Source organism: Bradyrhizobium sp. 186 (genome assembly GCF_023101685.1).
Taxonomy (GTDB): domain Bacteria; phylum Pseudomonadota; class Alphaproteobacteria; order Rhizobiales; family Xanthobacteraceae; genus Bradyrhizobium.
This window is the reverse complement of record NZ_CP082164.1, coordinates 1726238-1739571: the sequence shown is the minus strand read 5'-3', so window position 1 is coordinate 1739571 and position 13334 is coordinate 1726238. Positions and strand designations below refer to the sequence as shown.

The 13334-nt window shown below is 57.9% G+C and carries 11 protein-coding genes; 3 read left to right on the top strand and 8 right to left on the bottom strand.

The window, feature by feature from the left end:
• Positions 1 to 70: 70 nt before the first annotated feature.
• The 3 genes from IVB18_RS08085 to IVB18_RS08075 all read right to left on the bottom strand — a co-directional run bounded on the left by IVB18_RS08085 (position 71) and on the right by IVB18_RS08075 (position 4135).
• Complete coding sequence (locus IVB18_RS08085) at positions 71 to 1771, bottom strand: PQQ-dependent dehydrogenase, methanol/ethanol family (protein WP_247988664.1); 1701 nt, start codon at positions 1769 to 1771, stop codon at positions 71 to 73.
• A 340-nt stretch (positions 1772 to 2111) separates the two neighbouring features.
• A complete protein-coding gene (locus tag IVB18_RS08080; RefSeq protein WP_247988663.1) occupies positions 2112 to 3011 on the bottom strand; it encodes an N-acyl homoserine lactonase family protein in 900 nt (299 codons plus the stop codon).
• Positions 3012 to 3040: 29 nt separating this feature from the next.
• Positions 3041 to 4135, bottom strand: coding sequence for a mandelate racemase/muconate lactonizing enzyme family protein (locus IVB18_RS08075; protein ID WP_247988662.1), 1095 nt, complete (start codon positions 4133 to 4135; stop codon positions 3041 to 3043).
• 500 nt (positions 4136 to 4635) lie between these two features.
• On the opposite strand from IVB18_RS08075, the gene yghU reads away from it, so the two are divergent.
• Positions 4636 to 5511, top strand: a complete 876-nt coding sequence (gene yghU, locus IVB18_RS08070) for a glutathione-dependent disulfide-bond oxidoreductase (protein WP_247988661.1) — start codon at positions 4636 to 4638, stop codon at positions 5509 to 5511.
• Between the two features lie 425 nt (positions 5512 to 5936).
• Here yghU and IVB18_RS08065 read toward each other — a convergent pair whose 3' ends face one another.
• Positions 5937 to 6611, bottom strand: a complete 675-nt coding sequence (locus tag IVB18_RS08065; protein WP_247988660.1) for a glutathione S-transferase family protein — start codon at positions 6609 to 6611, stop codon at positions 5937 to 5939.
• A 450-nt stretch (positions 6612 to 7061) separates the two neighbouring features.
• Between IVB18_RS08065 and IVB18_RS08060 the strand changes: the two genes are divergently transcribed.
• Positions 7062 to 8387 (top strand): adenylate/guanylate cyclase domain-containing protein, encoded by a 1326-nt coding sequence (locus IVB18_RS08060; protein ID WP_247988659.1) that lies wholly within the window; start codon positions 7062 to 7064, stop codon positions 8385 to 8387.
• A 19-nt stretch (positions 8388 to 8406) separates the two neighbouring features.
• Here IVB18_RS08060 and IVB18_RS08055 read toward each other — a convergent pair whose 3' ends face one another.
• Positions 8407 to 9483, bottom strand: coding sequence for a mandelate racemase/muconate lactonizing enzyme family protein (locus IVB18_RS08055; RefSeq protein WP_247988658.1), 1077 nt, complete (start codon positions 9481 to 9483; stop codon positions 8407 to 8409).
• A gap of 794 nt (positions 9484 to 10277) precedes the next feature.
• On the opposite strand from IVB18_RS08055, the gene IVB18_RS08050 reads away from it, so the two are divergent.
• Entirely contained in the window at positions 10278 to 10928 is a 651-nt protein-coding gene (locus IVB18_RS08050; RefSeq protein WP_247988657.1) for a DsbA family oxidoreductase, read from the top strand.
• 65 nt (positions 10929 to 10993) lie between these two features.
• On the opposite strand, the gene IVB18_RS08045 is transcribed toward IVB18_RS08050, so the two are convergent.
• From IVB18_RS08045 to IVB18_RS08035, 3 genes are all read right to left on the bottom strand, one after another.
• Positions 10994 to 11449, bottom strand: a complete 456-nt coding sequence (locus IVB18_RS08045; RefSeq protein WP_247988656.1) for a carbon monoxide dehydrogenase subunit G — start codon at positions 11447 to 11449, stop codon at positions 10994 to 10996.
• A gap of 344 nt (positions 11450 to 11793) precedes the next feature.
• Positions 11794 to 12738 (bottom strand): 2-dehydropantoate 2-reductase, encoded by a 945-nt coding sequence (locus IVB18_RS08040; protein ID WP_247988655.1) that lies wholly within the window; start codon positions 12736 to 12738, stop codon positions 11794 to 11796.
• Positions 12739 to 12842: 104 nt separating this feature from the next.
• Positions 12843 to 13265 (bottom strand): VOC family protein, encoded by a 423-nt coding sequence (locus IVB18_RS08035; RefSeq protein ID WP_247988654.1) that lies wholly within the window; start codon positions 13263 to 13265, stop codon positions 12843 to 12845.
• Positions 13266 to 13334 lie beyond the last annotated feature (69 nt).

The following is a 13334-nucleotide window of genomic DNA, read 5'->3' as shown; positions in this document are numbered from 1 at the left end:
CTCGACGATCCGGATCCTTTTCGTCCGTCACTAGGGTTCTGGTGCGACGGACGATGCCCGATTTGGTTGGCTATTGAACGGAAAACACGAAGAGCGAGCCACCTTCAGGTGCAGCTGCCGTCATCTTCTTTCCGATCTCTCCCAGGAACGCGGGAATGGAAGCCGTGCGACCAACGACGACGGCGACATATTGCTTGCCATCGACAGCGTAGGTCACGGGGCCGGCTCCGATGCCGGAACCAAGGTTCTTCTTCCAAAGGATTTTGCCGTTGGCGGCATCGATTGCGTGGAAGTCACCGTGCAGGTTGCCGTAGAAGACCAGATTTCCACCGGTGGTCAACGTGCCGCCGTTGAACGGTAGGTCCTGCTTGATTGACCAAACCTTCTTATTATTGACCGGGTCCCACGCAATCAACTCGCCAAGGAAACCTCCCGGACCTTCCTTGGCTGGGAAATCGGCGCCCAGATAGAACAGGCCGCGCTGATACGAGACATCGGTGTTTGAAAAGTCCATGCAGAAATTGTTGGACGGAATATAGACCAGCCCGGTCTGCGGATTGAATGACATCGGCTGCCAGTTCTTGCCGCCGATCACGTTCGGACAGATGTCCTTGACTGGATGGCCAGGTCCCGGACGTTTGTCGGGATTCTCGACAGCGCGCAGCGTTGCGACGTCCCACTTTTCCGCCCAATTGGCGAAGACGAACTTCTCGGCCGACAGAAGCTTGCCGGTTTCTCGATTGGCGACGAAGAAGAAGCCGTTGCGGTCAGCTTTCATCAAAGCGGGAACGGTGCTGCCGCCGATGCTCAGGTCGGCCAGAACATTCTCATTAACGCCGTCGTAGTCCCACGCGTCGGCCGGGGTACTCTGAATATGCCACTTGATCTTGCCGGTATTCGGATCGAGCGCAAGCGTCGAGGACGTGTATAAGTTTGTCAATTTTCCGAAATTTCCGTCGCCGGTAGATCGGACGCTAGTATTCCACGGGCCTGCGTTGCTGGTACCCCAATAGACGGTATCGGTCTTGGCGTCGTACGAGCCCACCAACCACGGAACTCCGCCGCCCCTCAATCCTGTGTCACCTTTCCAGGTTTCGCTCGCGGGCTCTCCCGGCGCCGGGACAGTGAATGTCTTCCAGACCTGCTTACCGGTATTCAAATCGAACGCCTGTAGCGCACCGCGAACACCATATTCGCCGCCTCCGAAGCCAGTAATCACCTTGTCGCGCACGACCAGCGGAGGAGAAGTGATGACTGACCCTTGCTTGTAGTCGACGACCTCAGCGGTCCAGAGTTCCCTACCTGTTTCTGCGTTGAGCGCCGTCAACTTGCCGTCGAGCCGGCCAACGAAAATCTTTCCATCTGCAAAGGTAACGCCACGGTTGTCCACGTCGCAGCAGGCGTACTGTAACACATCGTCTGGAATCTCCGGCTCATAGGTCCACTTGCGTGCGCCAGTCGCGGCGTCGAGCGCGTAAACATACTTCGGACCCCATGAGGTCGAGACATACAGCGTGTTTCCGATCACAATCGGCGACGACTCGTTCGACCGCAGCGAACCGAGCGAAAACGAATAGGCCAGGGACAGCTTGCTGGCGTTGTCCGAATTGATCTGACTGAGAGGACTGAAGCGCGTATTGCCGTAGTCATGGCCGGCGATCGCCCACTGATCGGTATTGGCGACGGCCTTGACGACCGATTCGTTGGCACCGGCAACGGACGCTGCGCCGATCGCGATCGAAATAGCCGCAATGAACTTTCTGCCCGTCATTCGTTTCCTCCTGGACATTGTTATCACCGGGTCGGCAAGTGGCGACGCGCATACCGGCGCGGCCGCAGATTCAGGACGCTAGTGTACGACGATTGCTGCGAGTTCGAAGATCTCCCGTTAGAAAGACACTGTCCCGTCAAGCGAGACAGCGGCAGGACCGGCCGACCAATCGCAGCCCGAATACCTGAACGAGCGGTCCGTACACAGCCGCGATATGTTTGCACGCTGCCGACCACGTTGTGCGTGTCAACGTTACTTGGACGCGGAACGACGCTTTGACATTTCGATTAACGATCGCGGAACTGTCTGCGAGTTTGAAGAGCTGGCGGTTCACAACAAGTCAGTCATAAAATGCCGGCAGCAACTTAAGGCCGTCGGTTTGTTTCTTGTCGTGATTGATGAACATTGTGGCATTGTAGGTCTTGATGATCTGCCTAATCTTGTCCATCGATTCGACGGATGCCTGTTTATCGGTGTTGAGCGAAGGAACCCTGCTCTTGGCGAAATTCTCTTCGAGATGAACGACATCGCCCGACAGTATGATGAAGCCGGAATTTCTGAGGTGGACGAGCAGCGACTGGCTACCGGGTGTATGTCCCGGCGTGGATATGAGCGTAACGCTCCCGTCATCGAATACGTCGAGATCCCCGTCAATCAGTCGCATACCCCTGGGATTTCCAAGCAGGCGGCGCGCCAGCGCCATCAGCTGATTCACGTTTTCGTTTGGCCCATTGCTTCCATGGATCCACTCATACTCCGCGCGCTGCATTAGGATCCTGGCATCGGGAAACAGGCCGACGTTACCGATGTGGTCCCCGTGGGTGTGGGAAATGGCGACGTAAGCGACGTCGGATGGCTTGAGACCGATCTCCGCAAGCTGACCCGTTAGAGTCTTGTCCAAGCGATAAACGATCAGCTTGGGCAGTGTCGACCAACCGTTCGGATCATTAACCGTCGCCTCCGGCACTCCAGTATCCCAGAGCAACCACTGGTTTCCGCGCTTAACCAGCCAGCAGGTCGATGAAAACTCGATGCTGTGCCCCTGGTTTTCGCCCGGGGTCCAAACCGATTGATCGTTGGCAAGCGAGTGCCCGCAATCCAGCCTGTAGAGCTTCTCTACGAAGCCAGCGCTACTCGCGTCCGGCAACTCCCGCGAAGAAACGTTCTTGGTACCCACAGAGACAGATAGCACCAGGAGCAACAACACGCCTGCGTAAACAAGGTATCGCTTGAGAAACATGTTTCTATCCGTCGATCGCTGAAAAGAACTCAACTTCGGACTCGGAAGCTCCGAACTACGTCGGCATCAGGGTCGAATCCCAGACCAGGCCCTTGGGGAACAGCAATCGTTCCGTTCCTCGGCCGCATTGCATCGCCATATAGCTGTGCCTCGAGGTCGAAGTACCGCCACTCCACCAGCGAGTCCTTCGAGCCTAGTGCGGCGCTCGCATGTACGCTCGCGAGCAACCCGGGGCCATCATAGAACGAGTGGACCATCACCTCGGTCGCGCTTGCCGCGGCAAGCGAGAACACTTTCTGAAGTTCCGAGATGCCTCCCATCTTGGCCGGGCTGGGCTGGACGAAGTCGACGGCGCCAGCCGAAAGCATCTGTTGGAACTCCACCAACGTTGAAACATTTTCTCCTGCCGCAGTGGGTATTCCCCCTTCACGACGCAATCGAGCCAAACCGCCAAAGTTCTCTGGAGGCCAAATGGGTTCTTCCAGCCAGCGCAGATTAAACGGTCGCAGCTTGGCGCTCATATCGAGCGCCTGGCGCACGGTCCATGGGCAGTTGACGTCCAGCGTGATCTCCACGTTGTCGCCGGCGGCATTTCGCGCCTCACGGACTGCATCCACAGTGATTTCATGGAGCTTCAGATGGGAGAAGCCATCGGCCAGAGCTCGATTGACGTTCTCGACAAGAAGCTGCGGATCAGTGTAGCGAACGAGACTTGCATAGCAAGTCAACTCGGACACTGCTGCACCACCCAATAGTCGGTGTACAGGTTGGCCGGTTACCTTTCCCAGGATATCCCATAACGCAGTATCGATCGCAGAAATCCCGAACATAATGGCGCCGCTTCGCCCGAATATGTGAAGGCGCTTCTGAACGTCGAGCATCAACGATCCGATGTTCAACGCGCTGAGGCCGATACACAAGGGAGTGATAACCTGTTCTATCGCAGCTTTGACGGCGGGAATTGCGGTGAAGCCGAACGCCTCGCCCCAACCGATAATGCCGCCCTCGGTCGTTACCTTGACCAACAACGAGTCGGCGCTACCGGCATTCTTTCTTCCCCACGCCGATTCGGCTGACTCACTGCCTCCTGCGAACGGGATACTGACCGCGATGACCTCGATCATTGCAATCTTCACATCTCGGTCCGCAGTTTCCCGGTCAAGTGGCACTGGAGCTCTCCATTGACCTCGTCTCGTATGCGGCAGGCGCGCCGGCCTCGCGTGGTGCGAGGACATCGGCAATGGCCCGGTTAAGGGGCGTCGCTACTTGGTAAGGGCACAACGTCGATCCGAAAAACGAATAATTCAGATTGCACCTATCTCGGCCGCAGATTGTGAACAGACCGGCGAGGTGTGCCCATAGGTCAAAATTGCCCGCGAAATCGCATCCCGCCGTGTCAGCAGGCTGAAACGGACTGATCCAACTGGGTCAGTCGACAGTAGGACGGATCCGTTGCTTCCAAAGATCCAACCTCGATCTCACACTCGATCGCTCAACGAAACAGTGTGCACCGGACAACGGGCATTCACGGTCGTACGGAGGAGACATAGGCTGAAGTGACCGATGCGAGTTCTCTCGTACTGGCGATTAGACTTGCGGTGAGGAACGACCTGGAGCTTTTAGAATGACTTCCTCGTTTGAATATGCGCCGCCGAAAGTTTGGAGTTGGGACAAGCCGAATGGCGGACGGTTCGCGAATATCAACCGACCGGTCGCAGGCCCGACGCACGACAAGGATCTCCCACTCGGCCGCCACCCCATCCAACTCTATTCCCAAGGGACGCCAAACGGCGTGAAGGTGGCTGTAATGCTTGAGGAGCTGCTGGCGCTCGGCAACAGCGGCGCAGAATACGACGCCTGGCTCATCAGAATCGACCGCGGCGACCAATTTGGGAGCGGCTTCGTTGCGCTGAACCCCAACTCCAAGATCCCGGCCATGGTCGACCAAAGCGGACCATCGCCGATCCGGGTCTTCGACTCCGGAGCGATCTTGATATACTTGGCCGAGAAATTCGACACCTTCCTGCCGACCGAACCCGGTGCACGAGCCGAATGCATGTCATGGCTGTTCTGGCAGGCAGGAAGCGCGCCATACGTGGGCGGAGGCTTCGGCCACTTTTACGCGTACGCGCCGACCAAGATCGAATATGCCATAGATCGATTCTCCATGGAGACAAAACGCCAACTCGACGTGCTCGACCGCCGGCTCGAAACGAACGAATTTGTCGCTGGCAACGACTACACAATCGCCGATATCGCCGCTTGGCCCTGGTACGCTGGCCTGATGAGGGGTTGGCTTTACGGAGCGGCTGAGTTCCTTCAAGCACAGGAGTACAAGAATATTGCGCGCTGGGTAGACGCGATCGCCGAGCGGCCGGCCGTTCAACGTGGGCGAATGGTCAACCGCGTCACTGGCGACGCGTCAAGTCAACTGCATGAGCGGCACGACGCCAGCGATTTTGAGACGAAAACGCAAGACAAGCTAACGACCGGAAGGTAGCCACTTGCAGCGGGCACGCGCCGGCAGCGCCATTCCGTAACTCTTGAAGGCACATCCAGTGGCACCGCGCTGTAGCAAGTCAAGCGTAGTCGCAGGTCGATTTTAGCCGCTTGAGCGCGAACGACGATCAATCATCTTCGCCGCACGGCGGGCTACACGCCGGACGCGCTTTGCGATATGCCCCAGGATTACTCGCGTTCACAAGGAAGCATCGAAATCGCCCAGCAGCGATTGATGATAGGAATCGTCATAGATCTTGTACACATCAACGCGCCGTGCATCTGATCAAGACCAGCCTCGCCAGCGTCGACCAGATCGCCGCTGAAGGCGGCTATGCTGAAGCCGTGACTCTGCGCGCGATGCGCTGAAGGCTCGGTTGCGGCGCCCGCGAAATCCGCCGCGACCTCTGAGGTCGGCTCGCCACCTCAGCTCACGCCCCTACCCGCCGCCGCCGCAAATAACAGATCCCAGCCGAACCGTGGTGCTGTCGCCTGGTAGCTCGGCATTACCTGAACCTGCTCCCACCATCTGGTGAAACCCTCCACCGCGAAGACTTCGTTAGCATCCGGGGTCAGTGAAACGAGGCAACAGATCGGAGCGACGTAGAAATCAGCGATTGAGGGACGCTCGCCCGCGATAAAGGCACTACCGCCACGAATCTTCATAAGCTCCTGCAGCACACGACGGCTGCTAACGATCGCATGCTTTCTCGCTTCTTCATCCGGCTCGCCAATCAAGTCAGGAAACAAGTGATATCCGGAGGCAGCAATCAGCGCGCCGTAGCCATAGGAATCAATGATGCCCATCGCCATGCGCATTCGCGCTCGGTCCTTTGAACTATCCGGCGTGAACGACGGGCCCGGCAGCACCTCGTCCAGATATGGCGCAATAGCGCCAGTTTCGATGATCCGGAAGCCATCGTGGTCCAGCACCGGCACTTTACCGAACGGATGGCGCGCCATGTGCTCGGACTGGCGCGGTTCGCCCTTGAGCACATTCACTGGCACCTGTTCGTATTGCGCGCCCTTCTCTGCGAGCAGCATCCGGACTGTCCGGACATACGTACTGCCGTCGAAACCATAGAGGACGATCCCAGTCATTCTATTCCCTTTAGCTTGGACATCGCTCCAGCTTTCTGCATTTGGGCGTGTCGCCAATTCGTCAGTTAAGATGACGCGCAAGCCGTCCCTCTGACGGTCTCAGCAACGGAACAACCTCAGTGGTTTTGTGCGCACTCGTCCCACCGCATTGCTTATCCGCGTCGTAGGTTTGCGCTCGAGCGAATTCACGCTAGGCATCGACCGGTATCGCTATCAAACGCTTTTCCGAGATAGCCTTATCTCTCATTCAGATTACTCGGCATTCTCAAGGTCGCGCGAACGGTTTGGTCCAATAGCGCTTTCGGACACCGTGTTACACCGCATTTCTACTTCGCGCCGATACTCGACGTCCTCACAACGACGCGAATGACCCGAACAAACCTCGCGCAGCAATTTTGGCGGTGTTATCATGCAGCCGACAGAGCTACGACCACTGGGGATGGCCATCAAATGAGCTATTCAGAACTACCGTTGACACGGTACGCGATGAGCGGCGACATAAGTGTCGCTTATCAAACCATGGGGGATGGCCCCATCAATATCATCGCCATCCCGGGCGCCATTTCGCACGTCGAGTTCTTGCACGAGATGTCCGGGTATACGGCGTTCCTGCAACGTCTTTCAAAATTCGCGCGCGTCATCACCTTTGATAAGCGCGGCCAGGGACTGTCGGACAGGATTTCAGGCGCTCCTACGCTCGAAGAGCGCATGGACGACGTGCGAGCTGTTCTGGACTCCGTTGGCGCACAGCGTGCGGCCCTGCTCGGATTTTCCGAGGGTTGTGCAATGAGCGCAATGTTCGCTGCGTCCTACCCCGAGCGCGTTTCGCACCTCGCTTTGTTCGGAGCGTTTGTCCGCTACCGGGATCTTTTTACGGACGCTGATCCAGAGGTGATCGCTCAGGAGCAGATGAAGAATTGGGGGACCGGTGCCCTGATGAAAGGTGTGATATCCAGCAGGGCGTCCGACCCTGACGCTGTTGCGAAGTTTGCCAAGTTCGAGCGCCTGTCGGCGAGCCCCGGCGCAATGAAGGCTACTCAATTGTTAAACTTCCAGATCGACGTCGGTCATATCCTTCCGGCTGTGCGGGTCCCGACACTCGTGCTGCACCGGACAGCCGACGCACTGGTCCCCGTCCGCTTGGGGCGCGACTTCGCTGCGCGAATTCCCGGCGCCAAATATGTCGAGTATCCCGGCGGGGATCATGCATTCTGGTCAGGCGACGTAGAGGCGTTGCTCGGTGATATTGAAGAGTTCATCACCGGGCATCGCGAGACTGTATCGGCGGATCTGGAGCGCATCCTGGCGACCGTGCTGTTCACCGACATCGTCGATTCAACTCGTCGCGCTGCCGAAATGGGCGACCAGAATTGGCGTCGATTGCTGGACAGTCACGATCAGCTGGCACGCCAGATGGTCGAAAGACACCGTGGCAACCTGATCAAGAGCACCGGTGACGGCATTCTCGCAACCTTCGACGGACCAGGTCGTGCCGTACGTTGCGCGCTGGCATTCTCGGCCGCAGCCAAGCAGATTGGCCTGCCCCTGCGTTCGGGTCTGCATACGGGAGAAATCGAGGTCAGGGGCCGCGATATCGGTGGCATCGCAGTTCACGCGGCGGCCCGTGTCATGGCAAATTCGGGGCCCGAGGAGGTCCTCGTATCTCGCGTCGTCTCGGATCTCGTAGCGGGGGCCGCACTGAAATTCGACGAGCGGGGAGCATATGAGCTCAAAGGCCTCCCCGGTCGATGGGATTTGTTTGCAGCCAGCGCGTGAAAGATGAGCGCCGGGAGCATCAGTCCGCCAATACGGACGGGTCGATGGCGAAGCCCCAACCCGGCCCGTTAGGCACGATGCTTGCGCCCCTTTCGTCCCTCAACAGGGGCTCCTGGTAGAGCGCGTCAAACCAATTGATATATTCATGATAGCTTGCGTTGGGCACGCACGCCATGAGCGCAAGGCTCATTTGCGGAAAGACATGGGACGACACAGGGATATCGAATGCCTCGCAAATGGCCGCGGCTTTTAGGAACTCGGTCGGCCCGCCCATCCTTTGCAGATCAGGCATCAGAATATCAGCAGCCTTGAGCTGCAGCAGTTCAAAAATGCCTTGGTGGTTATACGTGTACTCACCGGTTGCAGCTGGGATATCGATAGCGGCGGCAACCTTGGCTTCTGAAAGCGGATTGCTGCCCATGACGGGTTCTTCGTACCAACCGATATCGAACTCCTCGATACGGCGCGCAAGCTTGATCGACGCCTCAGGCGACGCAATCAGTTGCGCTGCATCAACCAGCAGTACGACATCGGGACCCAACATCTCTCGAACCGCCCTGACACGCTCCACGTCTTTGTCGGGATCCGGCAATCCAACGTGCATCTTGATTGCACGAAAGCCTCGCCTCACAAGGCCCTCTGCTTCCTTGTGAAGTTCGTCGATCGTTGCCGATAGCCACAATGAGTTCACGTAGCTGGGCACGGTGGTTCGACAGGCGCCAAGAATATGAGAAATGTTGACACCAAATTGCTTGCCTCGCACGTCCCAAAGCGCCTCCTCTACGGCAGAAATCGCCAGAGCCGAGATCCCTTGTCGCCCAAAGGCGCGAACATCATTGAACGCGTTGAGAACAAAGCTGCCGCTCTGGCCGAGCTCGAGACCAACGACAAGATGCTCGAGGCTTACGATCATCTCCCGCAGCACCTTTAGTCGGCGCCCGTTCGTCACATAACACATCCCTTCCCCGACGAGACCCTCGTCCGTCTCCAGAAATACGCACACACAGTCGATCGACCGCACGTCGTACCTGCCTGTCGAAAAGGGCTTTGCGACAGGCAAGTGGGCGACGTGGGTACGCAGGCGCGAGATCTTCATAGACTTCCTCTGGATGCTGGGTGCTGTCGCGGAAGCGGTTGAAATATCTGTGTCGGCGATCTCTGGCGAAATTCAGGGTAGCGCGCCACGTGGCGTGGCATTCACATGTTCCACGGGAGATCAACCGAACCAGAACCATATGCATACCAAAATTGGTGATAGTCGTGCCCGACAAACCAAATCGCCCGCAAAGATTACAACCGTATTACCACCACCGAGATCGCAAACTCCCGCAGCGCTGGCAGTCGCGTGCTTTCCCGCTTCTTCGAGTGTTTCGCTCGTCAGCCAATGAGACCATGTCAATCTACGCGGCGCCTGGATCTCCGTTCGGCAGCGAGCCCCATTATCTCGCTTTTTGGCAAGATCATGGGCGACGATACAAGAGGCCATCATACCCAGGCATTAACCAACCGCAATCTCCTTGCCGACTGCTCGCTTACGGACGGGGAGGACGCAGCAGCAGTGCCATGCACTACCTATTATCGACGTGATCGACAAGCGATCCTGGAGAACTGCTTGTTCTTTGATCGAACCGCGTTTGCCGTCCCCAGAATGAAAGGTCATGTCCCTCAGCGTAATTTAGTACGTCTGGCTTTGGGTGGCTGTTGCTTCCGGCCGGTGTCCGAACCCGCTTATGTGTCCGGCCGAACGCACATGAGTGTAACGATCTACGGAAGAGTGTGTTTCTGCCAGCAGCGGTTCATCCGATGGTTAAGTCACCCTATTTAGCTAATGAGCTCGGGGGTGCGTGGCATCCCCGAAACGTAACCAAGCGAATAGCGAGCGACCTTTCCATGACTAAGACGGTCAAGATCGACTTCATATCTGATGTGTCATGCCCCTGGTGCGTAATTGGGCTAGGAAACCTGGATGTTGCCCTGAAGCGATTTGATGGGCAATTGACGGCTGACATCCATTTCCAGCCATTCGAACTCAATCCAGCGATCCCGCCGGAGGGTGAGAGCCGTTTCGACAACGTGGCACGCAAATACAACGTCGGGCGCGAGCAGGCGATCGCGAACCGTGAGCGCCAGCGTGCCCTCGCCGCGCAAGTGGGCTTCGACATGGTGACTACCGACGAAAGCCGCTTCTACAACACATTTGACGCGCACCGCCTGCTGCACTGGGCTCGAATCGAGGGGCGGCAAGAAGAGCTGAAGCGCGCACTGCTCGCCGCCTACCATACCAACATGCAAAATCCCGGTGACCACAGCGTGCTCGTCGCCGCTGCTGAATCTGTTGGCCTTGAAGGCGCGGCTGCGCGCGATGTGCTCACCTCAGGGCGCTACACTGACGAGGTGCGCGACACCGAAGAGAAATGGCATCGAGCAGGGATAAGCAGCGTTCCCGCCGTGGTGGTCAACGATCGCTACCTAATCACAGGAGCCCAACCGCCGGAGGCGTTCGAGAAGGCCATCCGCAAGGCCGTGTCCGAAGTCGTCTGACCGGCGCGGCCCTTACGATCGCCGCAGGCCCACCAGGAGCGACGGCGCGCAGATACGCTAAAGAGTTAGCGGGGTGGACCTTTGACTACATCTGCGAAGCGCGAAAAGAACTCGTCGGCGATCTTCTTCGCCGACCCGCTGATCAAGCGCTGACCTAACTGCGCCAGCTTCCCACCTATTTGCGCCTCTACGCCATAGGATAGCAACGTACCTTCCTCGTTCGCCACTAACGCGACCGTGGCTACGCCCTTAGCGAATCCTGCGATGCCCCCCTCACCTTCGCCCGAAATCCGGTAGCTGCTCGGGGGAACGAGATCGCTCAGAGTGACTCGCCCCTTGAATCTCGCCGAGACTGGGCCGACCTTCATCTTTGCAATCGCACTAAACTGATTGTCCGCCGACCTCACGAGTTCTTCGCAGCCCGGAATGCACACCTTCAGAACATCCGGATCATTCAGTTTCTCCCACACAGTTTCCCGGTTCGCGGCAAGTTGGACCTCTCCGGCCATCGTCATAGGCATAAGACGTAACCTCCAATGAAGCGGCCGTCGGACCCCTCTGGCAACATGCGAGCGAGCCAACCGCCGCGCAGACCCAACGGCGTGCCATCCAAGTAGATCTGCATGTGATAGCCGGCGTTAGGTTCAAAACATTGCTCAACTGATGTCGGTAGTGATAGACGCCCTCATTGAACTTCATCAGCCGTGTTCGCGAAGGTCAAACGAATAAACACGATCATCTTATCGCCGAAAGCGATTGGTCTTTTGTCGCTTCACAGATCTATTCATGCGATGCGATGTTCTGGCGCGTACCAGCTGACTCGCAGTGCAGTTCACGTGCGCTATTGTAGCGTGATAGCTCGCGATCAGGGCAGACGGCCTGCCGCGCGTCTCTGCTCGAGAGCTTTGATGTGCGTATAGGCAAGCATCAATGTGCGATGCTCAATGTTAGCGTCAATCGCCTTGTTGAGCATGAAGCCCAGGATGTGGTCGACCTCTGTCGACCCACCGCGTTCGACGTCGCGCAGCATCGACGTCGCGTATTGCGACTCCCGCTGCGAGAACGTCTCTTCCCACAGTTTCATAAAGCTATCGCTAGGCGCGTGGCCGCCGGCGGCTGCCACCGCGGCACCGCACCGAAGCTGCTCGAGGAAAAGCTCACGGCCATAGGGAGTGCGGACAATCTCGCCGACATTCGCGCGCATCAGGCAGGTCATCGCAGCAGCCGTCGAGAGGTGGACGATTTTCTCCCACATCCGTTGCACGATGTCGGTTACCGCAAAGGCCTCGACGCCCTTCGCGGCAGCGAATAGAGCCGCCAACGTTGTCACGCGTTCCGTCATCTGGCCGGATTGCTCGCCAAAAGTGAGCGTCCGCCAATCGTTGAATTGGCGGATCGCGCCGCTCGGCGTGAGGGTCGCTTGAATCTTGGCAGTCCCCCCGAGCACGCGGCGCTGACCGAATCTTTGGTTCAGGAGGTCGATATGGGCAATACCATTCAGGAATGGCAAGACGTAGCCGCTCGGTGCCACGGCCGGCGCGATCGTCGCTATGGCCGCATCGAGGTCGTATGCCTTGCAGGTCAGAATCACTCCGTCGAAAATCGGTGCCACTTCGGACGCGACCACGGTCTTCACCGCCAACTGCGCATCCCCGAATGGGCTCTCGAGCCGTAGCCCTTGCTCGGAGAGGATTTTGCGCCGTCCTTCCCGGACGAGAAACGTGACATCGGCACCGCTTTCGGCAAGACGGCCGCCAAAGTAGCCGCCAATACCCCCGGCACCAAGAACCAAAATCTTAGGACTACTCACGAAGGTCTTCCTTTTGACACGCCGGGCTCGGCACGACGGAACGGGGCAGCACTAGAGAGGCACTTGACCGATCGGCGGGGCGGCGTTCACCAACCGGAGCTCGGCTAACCGGTAGCGGGAGACACGCAGGCAAACTCAATCCGGATGCCGCCTGGCTCTCGTATCATAAAGTGGAATTTCGGACCCTTGCCCGACCTTTCCGGCGCGAACTCAATCTCATTACCAGGCCATGCCGCGACACGCTCGTGCAATGCGTCAAGTGCCTTGTGATCCACAACCCTCAACGCAAGGTGATGCAGACCGACATTACGGTGGCGCTCGAACGGCACGCACGTCCCCGGATCCTCGACTTGCCACAACGTTACAATGGCATTTCCGTCCGATACGAAGGCTGCTGGATAGCTTGGATTCTCTCCAACGACCCGCCAACCAAGGCAATCGCAAAAGAACTTCCGCGTCAGTGCAAGATCCTTTACGGTAAGGCCTACGTGATCGACACCGATCGTTAGCGGCACATTCTCCTGCATTGCAGCTCTCCAGACGCTCACACGAACCTGCGGCGCGAGCAGCCACGCATACGCAGATCTAGGCCTTCA